15 protein-coding genes are annotated in these 16234 nt (G+C 66.5%); 5 read left to right on the top strand and 10 right to left on the bottom strand.

The window, feature by feature from the left end:
• Positions 1-4 precede the first annotated feature (4 nt).
• Both ctaD and ACP7AX_RS01050 read right to left on the bottom strand, forming a co-directional pair.
• Positions 5-1759 (bottom strand): cytochrome c oxidase subunit I, encoded by a 1755-nt coding sequence (gene ctaD, locus ACP7AX_RS01055; RefSeq protein ID WP_426225050.1) that lies wholly within the window; start codon positions 1757-1759, stop codon positions 5-7.
• Positions 1760-1874: 115 nt separating this feature from the next.
• A complete protein-coding gene (locus tag ACP7AX_RS01050; RefSeq protein ID WP_131682194.1) occupies positions 1875-2609 on the bottom strand; it encodes an FCD domain-containing protein in 735 nt (244 codons plus the stop codon).
• A 191-nt stretch (positions 2610-2800) separates the two neighbouring features.
• On the opposite strand from ACP7AX_RS01050, the gene ACP7AX_RS01045 reads away from it, so the two are divergent.
• The 3 genes from ACP7AX_RS01045 (at position 2801) to ACP7AX_RS01035 (ending at position 5733) form a co-directional block, all read left to right on the top strand.
• Positions 2801-3337: a gluconokinase gene (locus tag ACP7AX_RS01045; protein WP_426225049.1), complete on the top strand. Its 537-nt coding sequence runs from the start codon at positions 2801-2803 to the stop codon at positions 3335-3337.
• 42 nt (positions 3338-3379) lie between these two features.
• A complete protein-coding gene (locus ACP7AX_RS01040; RefSeq protein ID WP_131682192.1) occupies positions 3380-4783 on the top strand; it encodes a gluconate:H+ symporter in 1404 nt (467 codons plus the stop codon).
• Between the two features lie 125 nt (positions 4784-4908).
• Positions 4909-5733 carry an SDR family NAD(P)-dependent oxidoreductase gene (locus ACP7AX_RS01035; protein WP_426225048.1) on the top strand — a complete coding sequence of 275 codons (825 nt, stop codon included), beginning with the start codon at positions 4909-4911 and terminating at the stop codon, positions 5731-5733.
• A gap of 34 nt (positions 5734-5767) precedes the next feature.
• Here ACP7AX_RS01035 and ACP7AX_RS01030 read toward each other — a convergent pair whose 3' ends face one another.
• The gene (locus ACP7AX_RS01030) at positions 5768-7180 is read right to left on the bottom strand and encodes a PLP-dependent aminotransferase family protein (protein WP_426225047.1); all 1413 of its coding nucleotides are present in this window, start codon (positions 7178-7180) and stop codon (positions 5768-5770) included.
• Between ACP7AX_RS01030 and ACP7AX_RS01025 the strand changes: the two genes are divergently transcribed.
• Both ACP7AX_RS01025 and ACP7AX_RS01020 read left to right on the top strand, forming a co-directional pair.
• Positions 7179-8147 (top strand): DMT family transporter, encoded by a 969-nt coding sequence (locus ACP7AX_RS01025; protein WP_426225046.1) that lies wholly within the window; start codon positions 7179-7181, stop codon positions 8145-8147. The two genes, ACP7AX_RS01030 and ACP7AX_RS01025, sit on opposite strands and share 2 nt — an antisense overlap.
• 12 nt (positions 8148-8159) lie before the next feature.
• Entirely contained in the window at positions 8160-8786 is a 627-nt protein-coding gene (locus tag ACP7AX_RS01020) for an FMN-binding negative transcriptional regulator (protein ID WP_426225045.1), read from the top strand.
• 36 nt (positions 8787-8822) lie between these two features.
• Here ACP7AX_RS01020 and ACP7AX_RS01015 read toward each other — a convergent pair whose 3' ends face one another.
• The 7 genes from ACP7AX_RS01015 to ACP7AX_RS00985 all read right to left on the bottom strand — a co-directional run bounded on the left by ACP7AX_RS01015 (position 8823) and on the right by ACP7AX_RS00985 (position 15922).
• A complete protein-coding gene (locus ACP7AX_RS01015; RefSeq protein ID WP_426225044.1) occupies positions 8823-9863 on the bottom strand; it encodes a LacI family DNA-binding transcriptional regulator in 1041 nt (346 codons plus the stop codon).
• Between the two features lie 103 nt (positions 9864-9966).
• Entirely contained in the window at positions 9967-10713 is a 747-nt protein-coding gene (locus tag ACP7AX_RS01010) for a cupin domain-containing protein (RefSeq protein ID WP_426225043.1), read from the bottom strand.
• Positions 10710-11651 (bottom strand): PmoA family protein, encoded by a 942-nt coding sequence (locus tag ACP7AX_RS01005; RefSeq protein ID WP_426225042.1) that lies wholly within the window; start codon positions 11649-11651, stop codon positions 10710-10712. The genes ACP7AX_RS01010 and ACP7AX_RS01005 overlap by 4 nt, the downstream gene beginning before the upstream one ends.
• A complete protein-coding gene (locus tag ACP7AX_RS01000; RefSeq protein ID WP_426225041.1) occupies positions 11648-12760 on the bottom strand; it encodes a Gfo/Idh/MocA family protein in 1113 nt (370 codons plus the stop codon). The genes ACP7AX_RS01005 and ACP7AX_RS01000 overlap by 4 nt, the downstream gene beginning before the upstream one ends.
• A gap of 2 nt (positions 12761-12762) precedes the next feature.
• Entirely contained in the window at positions 12763-14061 is a 1299-nt protein-coding gene (locus tag ACP7AX_RS00995; RefSeq protein ID WP_426225040.1) for an extracellular solute-binding protein, read from the bottom strand.
• 54 nt (positions 14062-14115) lie between these two features.
• Complete coding sequence (locus tag ACP7AX_RS00990) at positions 14116-15051, bottom strand: carbohydrate ABC transporter permease (protein WP_426225039.1); 936 nt, start codon at positions 15049-15051, stop codon at positions 14116-14118.
• Positions 15041-15922, bottom strand: a complete 882-nt coding sequence (locus ACP7AX_RS00985) for a carbohydrate ABC transporter permease (protein WP_426225290.1) — start codon at positions 15920-15922, stop codon at positions 15041-15043. Before ACP7AX_RS00985 ends, ACP7AX_RS00990 begins: the two co-directional genes overlap by 11 nt.
• Positions 15923-16234 lie beyond the last annotated feature (312 nt).

Below are 16234 nucleotides of genomic sequence, written 5' to 3'. Positions count from 1 at the left end.
CTGTTTATTCGTCCGGGTCCGGGCTGCGCACGTCCTTCTCGCCGATGTCGGCGGCTCCAAGGGCCGCAGCCGCGGCGCTGTGGACTGCCTCGTGTTCGCGGACGCGGATCTCGGGGTGGTGCAGGTCCAGGGCTGGCCGCTCGGAACGGATGCGCGGCAGGGAGGTGAAGTTGTGGCGCGGCGGCGGGCAGGAGGTGGCCCATTCGAGCGAGGCGCCGAAGCCCCACGGATCGTCAACTTCCACCTTCTCGCCGCGGCGCCACGTGACGTACACGTTGAAGAGGAACGGCAGCATTGACGCTCCCAGCAGGAACGAGGAATAGGTGGAGAACTGGTTCATCCACATGAAGTTGTCCTCCACCAGATAGTCGGCGTAGCGGCGGGGCATGCCCATCACGCCGAGCCAGTGCTGGATGAGGAACGTGCCGTGGAAGCCCAGGAACAGCATCCAGAAGTGGATCTTGCCGAGGCGTTCGTTCAGCATGGTGCCGGTGAACTTGGGCCACCAGAAGTAGAAGCCGGCAAACATGGCGAACACCACGGTGCCGAACACCACGTAGTGGAAGTGCGCCACCACGAAGTAGGAGTCCGAGACGTGGAAGTCCAGCGGCGGTGAGGCCAGGATGATGCCGGTCAGCCCGCCGAACAGGAACGTGACGATGAAGCCCAGGCTCCAGAGCATGGGTGTCTCAAACGTCAGCGAACCGCGCCACATGGTGCCGATCCAGTTGAAGAACTTCACGCCGGTGGGTACGGCAATCAGCATGGTCATGAACGCGAAGAACGGCAGCAGGACCGAGCCGGTCACGTACATGTGGTGGGCCCATACCGTCATGGACAGGGCGGCGATGGCGATGGTCGCGTAGATCAGGCCCTTGTAGCCGAAGATCGGTTTGCGGCTGAAGACCGGGAAGATCTCCGAGACGATGCCGAAGAACGGCAGCGCGATGATGTACACCTCGGGGTGGCCGAAGAACCAGAACAGGTGCTGGTACAGGACGGGCCCGCCGTTTTCCGGATCGTAGATGTGGGCACCGAACCTGCGGTCCGCGCCCAGGGCGAACAGCGCTGCGGCCAGCGGCGGGAAGGCCATGATCACCAGGATGGAGGTGACCAGGGTGTTCCAGGTGAAGATCGGCATCCGCCACATGGTCATACCCGGGGCGCGCATGCAGATGATGGTGGTGATGAAGTTGACGGCACCGAGGATGGTGCCGAAACCGGAGAGGATCAGGCCGAATACCCACAGGTCACCGCCGAGGCCGGGGCTGAACAGTGTGTTGGAGAGCGGTGTGTAGGCGAACCAGCCGAAGGATGCAGCACCCTGCGGGGTGATGAAGCCGGACATGGCGATGGTGGAACCGAAGAGGAAGAACCAGAAAGCCAGCGCATTCAGGCGGGGGAAGGCCACGTCCGGCGCGCCGATCTGCAGCGGCATGACGAAGTTCGCGAACCCGGCAAACAGCGGTGTTGCGAACATCAGCAGCATGGCGATGCCGTGCATGGTGAACAGCTGGTTGTACTGCTCCTTGGTCTGCAGGATCTGCATGCCCGGCTGGAACAGCTCCGCACGGATCAGCAGTGCCATGACGCCGGCAAGCAGGAAGAACACAAACGATGTGATCAGGTACATGTAGCCGATGGTCTTGTGGTCCGTGGTGGTGATCCACTTGACCACCATGCTGCCTTTGCGCCGCGGTACCACCGCCGGCGCGGCGGTGTCGGCGAGGCCTTCAGATGTCTGTCCGGTGATGGCCATTTTTTACCTCACAGATCCCTCTGCAGAGCAAGTGGGCCGCGTTTCTTGAGCCCTTACTTTGCAGGCTACTCGGATGCGGCGCGCCCGGAAAGGGGTTGGGCAAGCCCAGCTGCCGTCAGTGCAGTCCCATGGCGTTCCGGACCTCGTTCAGGATGTGCTGCATGGCGGCCTCGGCGCTGACGGCGTCCCCGTTTGCCACAGCCGCAGCCACGTCCTCGTGGGCCTGCAAGGCTTCGTTCCGCGGCTTGAACGGCATCAGCCCCTGCCGGGTCCGGCTGGTCAGCACCTCGGCCACCATGCCGTCCAGCGACATGAACATCTCATTGCCGCAGCTGGACAGCAGCAGGCGGTGGAACTCGATATCGGCCGCCAGGAACGCCTCCAGCTCGCCGGCCTCGCCCAGCCGCCGCAGATCGGCGGCGAGGGAAACCAGCCTGGCGCGTTCGGCAGCGCTGGCCCGGCGGGCAGCCCCGGCCGCTGCAATGGGTTCGACGGCGATGCGCAGCTCTGTGAGGCTGCTGTACTGGATCTCGCGCCGGTCACCGGCGAGGCGCCACCGCACCAGCTTGGGGTCGAACACGTTCCAGAGCGCGCGCTCCTGCACCACGATGCCCACCCGGCGGCGGGAGTAGACCAGGTTCATGGATTCCAGGACCTTCATGGTGTCCCGGGCCACGGTGCGGGAGATTCCGTAGTCCTGCTGGAGGTCCTCAAGGGTGAGCCGGCTTCCCGGCGGGAGGCTGCCCGAAGCGATGGCCAGGCCAACCGCCTCGAGAATGCGCTCGTGCATGGCGGGGGAGGCCCCGCCGTCGTGCGTGTTGTCCGCGTCCTGAAGTGTCGCCGTCGACATCTTTCCTGCCTTCCTCTGCGCTGCGCGCCCTTCCAGAATACCGAAGGAAACGCCAAAGGTATGACTTGTGACACGCAAAGATAGTATCTTTGCTCACAAATGGTGATACCTTATCTCCCGGCGCACTTTCCACACGGTGCGCTGCGAGCTTTCTTTCACTAAGCCAACGGCGTCTTCTTCGGAGGTACAACATGCACAACCCAGCCACGCACCTGGTGGTGATGGGCGTTGCCGGTTCCGGCAAGTCCACCATTGCTGCCGCCCTGTCCCAGCAGCTTGGCTGGGCCTGCGCCGAAGCGGACGAGTTCCACCCGCAGTCCAACATCGGGAAGATGACCCAGGGCATTCCCCTGCAGGACGAGGACCGCTGGCCCTGGCTGCAGCAGATCCAGGGCTGGATGAGCACCAAAGCCCGCGCCGGCGGCAGCACTGTGCTGACCTGCTCCGCCCTCAAGCAGAGCTACCGCAGCCTGCTCGCCGGGGCGGAAGGCCGTGTGCTGTTCCTGCACCTGGACGGCGAAGCGGGCCTGATCAGCGAGCGGATGCAGGGCCGCGAAGGCCACTTCATGCCGCCCACGCTCCTGCCCAGCCAGTTCGCCGCCCTTGAACCCCTCAGCGACGACGAACTGGCCACCGGAAGCCTCCGGCTGGACATTTCCAAGTCCCCGGCGGAGCTTGTTGCGGGCATCATCGCCGCGCTGAGGCTCCCCGCCGTGCACGCGTCCTAACCTTTCACACCCCCCAACAAGTTCCAGTTTCAAAGGAGAACCATGGTCATCGAAGGATGGACCCAAACGCTGGGAGCAGGCCCCCTGCTTCTCATCGCCGCGGCATCGATAGTAGTGCTGCTGTTCCTGATCATCCAGCTGAAAATGCACGCGCTGGTTGCCCTGATCCTGATCAGCCTCGCCACCGCCTTCGCCACGGGCATCCCCGCCAACCAGGTGGTGCCGGTCCTAATCAACGGGTTCGGCACCACCCTGGGCACCGTGGCGCTCCTGGTGGGCCTGGGTGCCATGCTCGGCCGGATCGTTGAAACGTCCGGCGGCGCCAAAGTCCTGGCCGACTACCTGATCGGCGTGTTCGGCGAGAAGCGTGCCCCGTTCGCCCTCGGCCTGGCCTCCCTGATCTTCGGCTTCCCGATCTTCTTCGACGCCGGACTGGTGGTCATGCTGCCCGTGGTCTTCGCCGTGGCCCACCGCCTCGGCGGGGGAGTACTGCGCTACGGCCTCCCGGCTGCCGGCGCGTTCTCCGTCATGCACATCTTCCTGCCGCCGCACCCGGGTCCGGTCTCCGCCGCTGCCTTCTTCGACGCCAACATCGGCCTGGTCATGATCGCCGGCCTCATCACCGCCATCCCCACCTGGTACGTCACCGCTTACCTCTTCGGCCTGTGGACCGGCAAGAAGCTGGTCCTGCCCGTACCGGAAATCCTGGGCCACGCCAGCGCCGAGGCCGAGTCCCACCCGCCGCGTTTCCGCACCATCATTGGCCTGCTCCTCCTGCCGCTGGTCCTGATCTTCCTCAACACCGGCCTGAACACCCTGGCCTCCTCCGGCGTCCTGTCCGAGGACGTCAAAAACGAACAGTGGTTCCAGATCCTCCGCACCATCGGTGAAACCCCGGTGGCCCTGCTGATCGCCGTCCTCGTGGCCGTGTTCGTCCTGGGCAACCGCCGCGGCAAGGACGCCGGCGCCATCGAGAAGCTGCTCGAATCCTCCCTGGGCCCGGTCTGCTCGGTCATCCTCATCACCGGCGCCGGCGGTATGTTCGGCGGCGTGCTCCGTGCCTCCGGCATCGGCGCCGCACTGGCCGATGTCCTGGGCGACCTGGGCATCCCGCTCATCCTGGCCGGCTTCCTGATCTCCGCCATCCTGCGCATCGCCCAGGGCTCGGCCACCGTGGCCCTGACCACCACCGCCGGCCTGATCGCCCCGGCCGTGGCCATTGCCGGACTGACCGGCATGCAGGTTGCAGCGCTGGTCATCGCCGTGGCCGCCGGCTCCGTGGTGGTCTCCCACGTCAATGACTCCGGCTTCTGGCTGGTGGGCCGCTTCTTCGGCATGGACGTCAAGACCACCCTGAAGACCTGGACCGTCATGGAGACCCTCATCGGTGTGATGGGCTTCGCCATCGCGGCCGTGCTCTTCTTCCTCGCCGGGCTAGCCGGTTAGCGCTCTGACCTGAGCCAACGGCTGACAGAATTGCTGCGCGGGGCGGCCGGTGGGAACACCGGCCGCCCCGCCGTCGTTGTCCCAACGGCACCCTTTTCGGGAACGAACCAATCAAAGGACACCCCTTGACCCCTCGCACCATTGTGATCACCGGCGCCAGCGACGGCATCGGCGCGGCAGCCGCCCGGACGCTGGCAAAGGCAGGGGAGCGGGTGGTCGTCGTCGGGCGTTCCGCGGAGAAGACGCGCGCCCTCGCCAAGGAACTAGACGCCGACTACTTTGTCTGCGATTTCGCTGATCTGGCCCAGGTCCGCACCCTTGCCGCGCAGCTCAAGGACAACTACCCGCGCATCGATGTGCTGGCAAACAACGCCGGCGGCATCATGGGCAAGCACCTGCGCACCGTGGACGGCAACGAATCCACCTTCCAGATCAACCACCTGGCGCCGTTCCTGCTCACCACGCTGCTGATGGACACCCTGACGGCCAGCAATGCCAAGGTCATCAACACCTCCAGCGGCGCCAACAGCTTCGGCAAACTGGACCTCTTCGACCTCAACGCCGAACACACGTACTCCACCAACCGCGCCTACGGCACGGCAAAACTCGCCAACATCCTGTTCACATCCGAACTGCACCGCCGCTTCGGCGAACAGGGAATCACGCCGGCGGCGTTCCACCCGGGCGTGGTGCGCACCAACTTCGCGGCAGAGTCCACCAGCCCGTGGCGGCACGCCTACAAGACCCTGCTGAACCGCTTCATGCTCACCCCGGACCAGGGCGCCGACACCCTGCTGTGGCTGATCAACGGCACCGCGGGCACCGACTGGATCTCCGGCGCCTACTACTACAAGCGCGCCCTGGCCAAGGCCAACGCGCAGGCCTACGACGCCGAACTGGCCCGCGGGCTCTGGGACGCCAGCGAAGAGCTGGTCAAGGCAACCGCCTGACCGCTCGGTGCATTAGGCGCCGGCGTCGAGGACCCTAGGCGGCGTCGGTTGCCAGCGCCTCCCCGATGATCCGTGCGCCCTCAGGAAATGCGCCCGGATTCGGGCCGGAATAGTTCAGCCTGACATACGGCCCGGCTGGTTCGGCCGGGAACCACTCCGTCCCGGCGGCGATGATGACCCCAGCATCCTCGCAGCGCCGGGCCAGCTTGGCGGCATCGGTCCCGTCCGGCAGGCGCAGCCACAGGTTCAGCCCGCCGTGGGGCAGGCCTTCAAGGTGGGCCTGCGGAACATGCTGGCGCAGGCTGGCAGCAAGGAGGTCCCGGCGGGACAGGAGCTGCTGGCGGAGGCTGCGCAGGTGCGTCTGCCAGCCAGGCTGGGTCACCACATCCAACGCTGCCGCCTGCAGGAGGCCGCTGACGTACATGGACTCGGCGGCGCGCTGGGCAAGGATCCGCTCACGGGCCGGGCCCCGGGCGATGACGGCGGCGATGCGGATGGCCGGGGAAACGCTCTTCGTCAGCGACCGGATGTAGACCACATGGCCGGAGTCGTCCCGCGAGGCAACAGGCACAGGACTGGTGGAGATACCGAAATCGTGCGCCCAATCGTCCTCCACCATAAAAGCCCCATGCCGGCGCAGCAGCTCGAGGACCTCCTCTCCCCGTCCCGGAGCCCACTGCGCGCCGCTGGGGTTGGCGTAATTGGGCTGGGCATAGAAGACGCGCGCCCCCGTCTCCTCAAAGGCGCGGGCCAGCTCGGCCGGATCGGGACCCTCCGGGCCGCTGGGCACGGGAACTACCCGAACCCCCGTCTGGGCTGCCGCCAGGATGGCACCCCAGTAGGTGGGTGACTCCATCAGCAGAGGCTGCCCGGCGCCCACCAGTGCTCTGAAGATCGAGCTGAGCCCGCTCTGGCTGCCCGGCAGCACAATGACATCGCTCGGCGTGGGCGGAGTGATCCCGGCCGGCGTGGAGGTGCCCAGCTCTTGGGCGAACCACGACTGCAGCTCCGGGAGCCCGGCCGCAGGGGGCCGCGACAGGGCGGCGTCCCCACGAGCGGCACGCGTCAGGGCAGCCCGGACCAGCCGCTCCGGCAAGAGCTCCCGGTCCGGATATCCCGAATGGAACGAGATGGCGTTGTTCGGCACATCGCGCATGGTGTTCGATGCCGGGGGCAGCATCGACTGCGGCGAACGGAGCGCGGCAGTCTGCCAGCCGTAGTCCGAAGGGCGCGCCGTCCGGACAGCGCGCATGAACGTCCCGACGCCGGGCCTGCTCTCGATCAGGCCCTGCGCCGTCAGGGTCTGAAGCGCTTTCTGCACGGTCACCGGGCTGGCCTGGTACTCCGCGACCAGCGACCGGGTGGACGGTAACCGGGAGCCGGGGGCTGCCGCATTCATCCATTGCTGCAGTGCCAGAACGATCCGCGAACTGCTATCGTTGTTCATGAAAGCTGATAGTAGCGCTACTCTCTTAGTGAGCCCAGTGATACTGCCCCGGACCGCCACCGGGATCTGGTGGGCACTGCTGGGCGTGGCCGCATTTTCCTTCACCGTGCCGTTCACCCGGCTGGCGGTTTCCGCCTTGTCGCCGCTGTTCATCGGCTCCGGCCGGGCAGTGGTGGCCGCAGTGCTCGCCGCCACGGCGCTGGCACTGACCCGGCAACGGCTACCTTCACCCCGGATCTGGGCGCGGCTGGCGCTGGTGGCCGGGGGCGTCGTCGTCGGCTTTCCGCTGCTGACCTCCTTCGCCCTCACATCGGTGGAAGCCGGCCACGGCGCCGTGGTCATCGCCCTGCTGCCCGCGGCCACCGCCACGGCAGTGGTGCTCCGCACCGGTGAGCGTCCGCCCGCAGCGTTCTGGGCGGTCCTGGTCCTCGGTTCGCTGGCTGCCATCACCTTCGCCTTTGTGCAGGCGGGCGGCATCGGCCGGCTGCAGTGGGCGGACCTGCTGCTCCTGGCCGCAGTGGTTGCCGCTGCCATCGGCTACGCCGAAGGCGGGCTGCTGGCGCGGGAGCTTGGGGCGTGGCAGACGGTGTCCTGGGCGCTGGTCCTGGCCTCGCCGCTGATGGTGTTCCTGGCAGCGATGGCCATTGCCGAGCAGCCGCCGCAGGCCTCACCGTTGCAATGGGGCGCCTTCGCCTACCTTGGTGTGGTGAGCATGTTCCTGGGGTTCTTTGCCTGGTACCGCGGCCTCGCCATCGGCCCCATGGCCCAGGTCAGCCAGATCCAGCTCATCCAGCCGGTCCTGAGCATCTGCTGGGCCGCACTGCTCCTGGGCGAGGCCCTGACCTGGAGCACTGCCATCGGCGGCCTGGCGGTCATAGCCTGTGCCGGCGCCGCGGTAAGAGTGCGGCTTTTCCGCCCGCGCAAGCCAGCGGCCGGCATCCTCCCTGAACCAATCCCCACCCGCTGACAGGACCCTGCCATGTATATTCCGTCCCACTTCGCTGCCGGGCCCGCCGCCGTCCAAGAGCTCCTCAGCCGCCCTGCCGCGGCCAACCTGGTCACCATGACTGAGGACGGCCTGATGGCCACGCTGCTGCCCTTCGTTTACGAGCCTGCCGCGGGGGAGCACGGTGCGCTGCACGCCCACGTGGCGCGGAACAACCCGCAGTGGTCCAGCGCTCCGATTGGCGATGCGATGGTCATTGTGCAGGGTCCGGACGCCTACATCTCGCCGTCCTGGTATGAGTCCAAAGCCGAGCACGGCCGTGTGGTGCCAACGTGGAACTACTCCACGGCGCACGTCTACGGCAGGCTCGTGATCCATGACGACGCCGGCTGGCTGGCCCGCCACGTCCGGCAGCTGACCGGACTGCACGAGGCGGGCCGGGAGCAGCCCTGGACCGTGGACGATGCGCCGGAACGCTTCATCGCCGGTCAGCTGCGCGCCATCGTGGGCATCGAACTCGTCATCACCCGGATCGAAGCCAAGGAGAAGAACAGCCAGAACCGCTCGGACGCCGATGCGGCCGGGGTGGTGGCGGGACTGCTGGCCGGCGGGCTGGAAGCCAGCGCCGCCGCCGTCGGGCGTTGCCGCCGGAACGGTTGAACACGAAGTGCTGCCGCCAGAGCGCCCGAGCCGAAACTAGGGGCTTTCCCTGACCTGGCCGGTGGATTCCCGGAAGACGAGTTCCATCGGGGCAAGCGTCAGGCCGTCGTCGGTGGGCTGCCCGCCGCGGATCCGGGCGATCAGTTCACCCATGCTCCGGGCGCCCAGCGCCTCCACGTCCATGTTGACCGATGAAATCGAGGGGATGAAGTACTTTGCTTCGGCCATGTCGTCCCAGCCGAACACGCTGATTTGGTCCGGCACGGTGATGCCGTGCTCGTGCAGCGCCCGGATCACCCCCATGGCCATGGTGTCGTTGGCGGCCACCACGGCCGTGACCTCCGGGAGGGCGGCGATCTCCTGGCCGGCGGCGTAACCTGCCGCGGGGGACCAGTCCCCCGCGGCAACGCCCAGTGAGGTCAGGCCCAGCTGCGCGATGGTTTCCTCGTAGACGGCGAGGCGGTTCCGGGCGGAGGGCCAGGCGGAGGGGCCGGCCACGTGGAAGAAATTGCGGTGGCCGAGGGACGCCAGGTGTTCCACGATTTTGGCCGCTGAGGTGCCGTCCGCCAGGCTGCCGCGGGCACGCATCCGGTTGTCATACTCACCGGCCACCACCATGGGAACTTTGGGCCCCTCCTCAGGGGAGGATCCGAGCTTGGCGGGCCGGGGAACGAAGGACAGGATGCCGGCAACGTCATCACCGGCGAGCAGACCCTGCAGCCGGCTGGCCCGGGCCTGGGCAGTGCCCTCCATCGCCACCACATCAATGCGGAAGCCGGCCGCATGCGCCACCTCCGCGGCACCGTTGAGCATACGCAGGGGGAAGTACAGGGATGCTTCCGGCACAATCACCACAAGGCGGTACAGCTCGCGGGACCGCAGGGATCTCGCGGCGAGGTTCGGGGTGTAGTTGAGTTCAGCCAAGGCCTTTTCCACGCGGTCCAGCGTTGCGGGTTTGAGCTTGGCTTTGTCCTTGAGGTAGCGGGACACGGTCTGGTGCGATACGCCGGCCAGCTCCGCCACATCGTAGATGGTGGGGGCCTTCGACCGGCCCGGGCCTACTGTTGACTGCACCATGGCGGCGTCCCTTCAGATGTTCTTCCAGCGGTTGTCCGCGGGAGGGATCCGGCTCCAGCCTAATCCCTCCCGCCCCACCGCAGCCCGCGCGGGCGCCCGTGGCTCAGGCGGGGCCGGCTGAGTCCCATTTCTGCAGCATGCCGCACATGCCGAAGAGCCGTTCCGGATGGGCCGGTGCTGTGCGGGACACGCCCGCGTCCTTGAAATGGCTGTGTTTGCCTTCGGCCAGGTCCGCCAGCCACTGTTCGGTCCGCGCGGCTTCGGGCGCGATCCTCCCGCGCCAGAGTTCCTGCCAGCCCGGGACCCGGTGCTGGACCAGCCGGACGGCGTCGCGGTGGAAGCGTTCGACGGCGGCGAGGTCGCCTGCCTGCGCTGCCTCCTTGAGCCGGTGGTAGCCGGCCAGGGCCGCGTCACGCCGGGTGAGTGCAGCGTCACCCAGCGAGTCCGACGTCGGGCGCGGGCCGCCGTCGAGCGCTGCAGTCCGGGCATACCGCTCCGGGTCGGCCACGATGTCTGGCTCGAAGGTGAGGACGGCGTCGCCGGCTTCCGGGAGCCCGCCGTTCTGCATGATGGCCAGGATATCCAGGTTGCCGGTGTTGATGATCCGGTGGATGGTTCCCGGGCTGAACCACAGCAGATCGTTGGGGGCCAGCCCGTGGGATTCGTAGCCGGAGGCGGTGATGGTTTCCACCCGTCCGGTACCGCCCAGCACCAGGTAGGCCTCGGTGGAGGCGGTGTGCAGGTGCGGGGAGCCGCCGCAGACGCCGTCGGCCGCTTCCCAGTCGTAGACGCCGAGCCGGGTCAGCGCCACCGCACCCGGAAACGCTGCAACCTGCCCGGTGACGGTCATGCGGTGGCCTCCACCGGCTGCTGGCGCAGGGCGTCCCCGGCGGCGGCCGCCAGGTTCTCCAGCCGCCCGGCGTCGGAGTCGCCGTCGGCAATCACTACGGCGTACCGGTTCTTCATGGTGGTGCCGGCCGCGAAGGTGACTTCCGTGCTGAAGAACGGTGCGGGCCCGAAGCAGGCGAACGGCTCGGACCGGGCGAACCATTCGGGCGGGTGCTGGGCGTTGGCGGTGTCATCGGCGATCAGCACGGTGGAGAAGCGGCAGCTGTCATCGTGCTGGCCCACGAACGCGAGCCATTGTCCGCGGGTGCCGCGCAGCGCCTCGCCTGTTGCTCCGCCGGGGCCGGCGATCCTGCCGCCGGCAAATTCGCGGGGTCCGCGCCAGAACAGGCCGCCGTAGCCGGCGTTCTCCCGGCCTTCGGTGGTGGGGGAGCCGATCTGGATATCGGCCCCGGAGACGTTGGTCATCTCCGTTTCGAAGAACAGCGTCCAGGAGTTGCCGTCCGCGCCCGGGCTGATCCGGATGGTGCGGGTCTCATCCACCACGTGCTTCCCGGCCTGGGTCCACCAGCTCAGCGCGTGGCTGAAACTGAACGCGCCGCCGTCGAGCCCTGAACCGATCACCCGCTCGTGCCGTTGGGCGCCGTTGTTGGGCAGCCACTTGTAGTCCTCGCCGCGGCGGTAGCTGGGGCCGCCCCAGAAGTTGTCCTCACCGAAGTGCGGCAGCGACCACGCGATGCCCTTGTGCCAGACGTGGTCCCAGGGGCGGTAGACGCTGACGGTTTCGCCGGCGGTGGTGCGGAGCGGGTGGAAGAACGGGCGCGGTGATTCGCGTTGTTCGTCGGTGGCATCGTAGGTGTAGGTGGCGATCTCCAGGTCCCCGAGCGAAACGGTGAGGGACTGGTTGTCATCGCGCCAGGACAGGGCGGTTGCGGTGTTCATGCGCTGAGTGCTTCCTCTTGTTTCCAGGGTTCCAGATGGCCGTCCATACGGGTGAAGAACGGGCTGGCCTCGTCAATCTGGCCTCGGGCAACGGTGGTTCCGCTGACGCTGGATGCGTAGATGGCGGCGGCCAGTTCCATGGTGGCATAGGCGTCCGTGATGGAGACGGGAGCCGGCGCGCCGCCCTGCAGGCTCTGGACAATGGCGGCGTACTGCGCCGGGTGCCCGCTTTCCGTGTCCTCACCCTGGGCCCAGAGTCCGACGACGGCGTCCTGGCCCGGTGCCGGAGTCACCGTCCAGTTGTGGTCGGCGTAGCCGTAGAGATGGTCAAGTTCCACTGTCGCGTTTTCGTAGTCCAGCCTCAGGTACGAGGTCTCGCGCGGCGAAATCACGGAGTTGATGATCGTGGCGATCGCGCCGGATTCGAACCGGACCACCGCGGCGGAGGCATCCTCGGTGTCGGTCTTCCGGGCGAGCTTGCCGGCGAAGGCCGTGACCTCGGACCAGGGACCCCACAGGTGGAGGAGCAGATCGAACTGGTGGATGCCGTGGCCCATGGTGGGGCCGCCGCCTTCCACATCCCAGAGCCCGCGCCACGGCACATCGAAGTACGGCTGGTCCCGGAACCAGAGCGTATTGCAGGTTCCCACGAGCTGCCGGCCCAGGGCGCCGGAGCGCTGCAGGGCCAGCAGCCGCTGGGCGCCGGAGCCGAACCGGTGCTGGAAAATGCAGCTCAGGGACCCGGTGGACGCGGCTTCGGCCGCTTCCAGTTCGCGCATCTGGCTCAAGGACAGTGCCGGCGGCTTTTCGATGACGGCGTGCAGGCCGAGCGCGAGGGCCTCCAGCGCCAGGGGAAAGTGGCTCGACGGCGGGGTGCAGATCGCCACCAGATCCAGCCCGCCGCCGTCGGCCGCTTCTTTCAGGCTGGCCGCGGTGCCGGTGATGCCCCACTTGGCCGCGAAAGCCTCCGAGCGTGATGCGTCGATGTCGATGGCCACGGCCAGCTCCACGCCCGGCTGCTGCTGCAGGGCTTCCGCGTGGGCGTTGGCGATGCCGCCGGTGCCGATGAAGGCGACGCGGATTCTTGTGGTGCCTTGGTTGTCAGTCATGGTTACTTCCGGAGTGAGGAGGAGAGTTCGTCGATGAAGGGCTGGGCGGACTTTTCCGGGGTGTTGCGCTCGAACAGGATGTCCGAGGTGTAGCGGCTAAGGATGTCCGTGATGGTGCTTCCGCCGGAAGGCGTGATGGGCGGGGCGGGGCGGACCTCATCGGCGATGGCGTCGGTGAAGGCGATGGCGGCCTTGTCCGTGGCGTTGAGCTTGGGCGCAATGGCTTCACGCATCTTGGTATTGGCCGGGATGCCACGCTCGGTAAGCATGATGTCCGCCGCTGTCTGGCTGTTGGTCAGGTAGTTCAGGAACTTCTCGGCGGCCTTCTGGTTCTTGGTGCGTGATGAGACGGACCAGAACATGGACGGCTTGTAGTACGCGCCCGCTTCCTTGGACGTTGATTCGCCGGGCAGGCGCAGCAGTTTGAGCTCCTGGCCGGCGGCACCCGAGTAGGCAGTGAGCTGGGTGCTGAAGACACCGGCAAAGCCCATCTCGTTCTTGGCGATCGCGGTCTGGTTCAGGGATGCGGAGGCGTTCTCGATGATTGCCGAAGGCTTGGGGCCGGCGCCGGACTTGGAGAGCTCCAGGGTGTGCTTCCAGAACGAGACCAGGGTCTCGGGCTTGATGACCACCTTGCCGGAATCGTCGTACAGCCGGTCGCCGTTCTGGCGGGCCCAGATGTAGAGGTCCTGATCGCCGTACTGGACGCCGACGCCGGTGCCTGCGCCGCTGGCGCTGACCTGCTGGCCGATCTTCCGGTAGTCCTCCCAGCTCCACTTGGTGTCGTCCGGCATGGCCACGCCGGCCTTGGCGAGGACGCTGGGGTTCGCCGCAATGCAGAAGGTGGCAACGCCGGTGACCAGGCCCACCAGCTCACCGTCCACCTCGCCGCTCTTCAGGGTGTCCGGTTCGATCCCGGACGTGTCCAGGCCGGTGAGCTTCTTCATGTCCAGCAGTGCGCCGCGGTCGCCGTATTCGCGCACGTACTTCTCGTCCATCTGAATAATGTCAGGTGCATCGTTGGCTGCCACCTGGGTGGCGAGCTTGTCCCAGTATCCGGTCCAGTCGCTGTATTCGCCTTTAACCGTGATGTTGGGGTTTTCGGCCTGGAAGGCATCGATGACCTTCTGCGTTGCCTTTTGCCGTGCGTCGCCGCCCCACCACGTGAACCGGATCGTGACCGGCCCGGTCTCCTCGGCAGCGGGGGTGCCTCCGGCCGCGCAGCCGGACAAAGCGATGACCGAGGCTGCGACGGCGGCTGAAAGCTTCAGGTACGTCCGGCGGGTGGGAATGTGGTTCATGGGAGTCCTTTCAAAGGGCGGCGTCGACGTCGGCGCCGGAGGTGGGGGTGGGAGTTACTTGATACCGGTGGTGGCGATGCCCTTGACCAGGAATTTCTGGCCCAGGAGGAAAGCGATGAAGACGGGGAGCAGGGACACGATGGACATGGCGAACAGCGAGCCCCAGGAGGTGGTCGCCGTCGCATCGACGAACGCCCGCAGCGCCACCGGGACGGTGAACATCTTCGGATCCGTGAGATAGATCAGCTGGCTGAAGAAATCGTTCCAGGTCCAGATGAACGTGAAGATGGTGGTGGTTGCCAGCGCCGGGACCATCAGCGGCAGGATGACCTGGAGGAAGATGCGGGGGTGGCCGGCTCCGTCAATCCTGGCTGCTTCGTCCAGGTCCTTGGGGATGCCGCGGATGAACTGGACCATCAGGAACACGAAGAACGCGTCTGTGGCGAGCAGCTTGGGGAGGATGATCGGCCAGAACGTGTTCACCCAGCCGATCTGGGAGAACAGGATGTACTGCGGCACGATCACCACGTGGAACGGCAGCATGATGGTCAGCAGCATGGCCCCGAACAGCCACTTCTTGCCCTTGAAGTTCAGGCGGGCAAACGCGTAGGCAGCCATCGAACAGGACACCAGGTTGCCGAGGATGCAGCCAAACACCACCATTGCGGAGTTCAGCAGGTAGGTGGAGAACGGGTTGGCCAGGGCGTTCCAGCCCTCGCTGTAGTTGCCCACCTCAAACGTGGAGAGCAGCAGGCCGGGTTCCCGGAAGATCAGCTCGTTGGGCCGCAGCGAGGACGCGATCATCCAGAGCAGCGGGTAGATCATGGCCAGTGCCGAGACGATCAGCAGCAGGTGCTTCCCGGCAGCGCGGAGGCGTTTCGCCGCCGGCGACTTCGGCCGGCGTGGGGAAGCCTTGGGCGGGCCCGCTGCCGCGCCGCCGGGGCGGGGCGTGGCGGGAGCGGGGGACAGGGGCTGGATTTCAGTCGTCATAGAACACCCAGAACTTTGAGGCGTAGAAGTTGATGGCGGTGAAGGCGCCGATGATGAGCAGCAGGACCCAGGCCATGGCTGAGGCGTAGCCCATGTCGAACTGGCCGAAGCCCTTCTGGTACAGGTAGAGCGTGAAGAACATTGTGGAATCCGAGGGGCCGCCGGTGCCGCCCGAGACGATGAACGCCTGGGTGAAGGACTGGAAGGCGCCCACGATCTGCAGCACCAGGTTGAAGAAGATGATGGGGCTGAGCAGCGGCAGTGTGATCCTGAAGAACTGGGCCGTTTTGGAGGCACCGTCCACCTGGGCTGCCTCGTAGTACATGACCGGGATCTGGCGGAGACCTGCGAGGAAGATGATCATGGGGCTGCCGAAGGTCCAGATGTGCAGCAGGATGATGGTGCTCAGTGCCGTGCTGGGATCTGAAATCCAGCCCGGGCCCTCGATCCCCATCAGTGCCAGGAACTGGTTCACCAGGCCGGTGGTGCCGAAGATCTGCTTCCAGAGGATGGCCACGGCCACCGAGCCGCCGAGCAGGGACGGCAGGTAGAACACGGACCGGTAGAACGGGAGGCCGCGGATGCCGCGGTCCAGGACCATGGCGATCAACAGGGCCACGGCCAGCTGGAGCGGGACGCCCACCAGAACGTAGATGAAGGTCACCTTCAGGGAGTTCTGCAGCCGCGAGTCCTCCAGCATCCGGCTGAAGTTTTCGAAGCCGACGAGCTCCGGTTCCTGGAGCAGGTTGTAGTCCGTGAAGGACAGGTAGAGCGAGATCAGCATGGGGCCCAGAGTTATGGCGACGAGTCCCACCAGCCAGGGAGCCAGGAAGACCAGGGCAGCTTTGGTGTCCCGGGCTTCCGAGCCCATGCCTTTGCCTTTGAGCTTGCTGAGCTCGGATAGGGCGCTCACGGCGTGGCCTCCGCCAAGGGAGTGCTGGCCTGCGACGCGGCACAGTTCTCCCCCGGGATGTTGAATTGACGCATGTTGGTTCCTCACTGAGCAGGACGGTCCACGGCGACGTGGGGTCCTCCGGTTTCAACGACGATGTTGCTTGTGAAGCGGTGCCGGCGCATTCTTAGCTGATGCGGTGCCGGCTTCCGACTGGAAAGTGATCGGTAACACAATTATGGTTATCGATCACTTTACTGTCAACGGGTTATCGATCATTTTTTGTGCGGA

The sequence above is a fragment of the Pseudarthrobacter sp. DSP2-3-2b1 genome, from assembly GCF_049895945.1.
Lineage (GTDB): Bacteria > Actinomycetota > Actinomycetes > Actinomycetales > Micrococcaceae > Arthrobacter.
This window is presented reverse-complemented; position numbering and strand designations above follow the sequence as displayed.

Bases quoted from the DNA above. Each gene is read 5' to 3' on its own strand.
- ctaD (WP_426225050.1), bottom strand. From the start codon at position 1,759: ATGGCCATCACCGGACAGACATCTGAAGGCCTCGCCGACACCGCCGCG.
- ACP7AX_RS01050 (WP_131682194.1), bottom strand. From the start codon at position 2,609: ATGTCGACGGCGACACTTCAGGACGCGGACAACACGCACGACGGCGGG.
- ACP7AX_RS01030 (WP_426225047.1), bottom strand. From the start codon at position 7,180: ATGAACAACGATAGCAGTTCGCGGATCGTTCTGGCACTGCAGCAATGG.
- ACP7AX_RS00990 (WP_426225039.1), bottom strand. From the start codon at position 15,051: ATGACGACTGAAATCCAGCCCCTGTCCCCCGCTCCCGCCACGCCCCGC.
- ACP7AX_RS01045 (WP_426225049.1), top strand. From the start codon at position 2,801: ATGCACAACCCAGCCACGCACCTGGTGGTGATGGGCGTTGCCGGTTCC.
- ACP7AX_RS01005 (WP_426225042.1), bottom strand. From the start codon at position 11,651: ATGAACACCGCAACCGCCCTGTCCTGGCGCGATGACAACCAGTCCCTC.
- ACP7AX_RS01015 (WP_426225044.1), bottom strand. From the start codon at position 9,863: ATGGTGCAGTCAACAGTAGGCCCGGGCCGGTCGAAGGCCCCCACCATC.
- ACP7AX_RS00985 (WP_426225290.1), bottom strand. From the start codon at position 15,922: ATGGGCTCGGAAGCCCGGGACACCAAAGCTGCCCTGGTCTTCCTGGCT.
- ACP7AX_RS00995 (WP_426225040.1), bottom strand. From the start codon at position 14,061: ATGAACCACATTCCCACCCGCCGGACGTACCTGAAGCTTTCAGCCGCC.
- ACP7AX_RS01025 (WP_426225046.1), top strand. From the start codon at position 7,179: ATGAAAGCTGATAGTAGCGCTACTCTCTTAGTGAGCCCAGTGATACTG.
- ACP7AX_RS01040 (WP_131682192.1), top strand. From the start codon at position 3,380: ATGGTCATCGAAGGATGGACCCAAACGCTGGGAGCAGGCCCCCTGCTT.
- ACP7AX_RS01020 (WP_426225045.1), top strand. From the start codon at position 8,160: ATGTATATTCCGTCCCACTTCGCTGCCGGGCCCGCCGCCGTCCAAGAG.
- ACP7AX_RS01000 (WP_426225041.1), bottom strand. From the start codon at position 12,760: ATGACTGACAACCAAGGCACCACAAGAATCCGCGTCGCCTTCATCGGC.
- ACP7AX_RS01010 (WP_426225043.1), bottom strand. From the start codon at position 10,713: ATGACCGTCACCGGGCAGGTTGCAGCGTTTCCGGGTGCGGTGGCGCTG.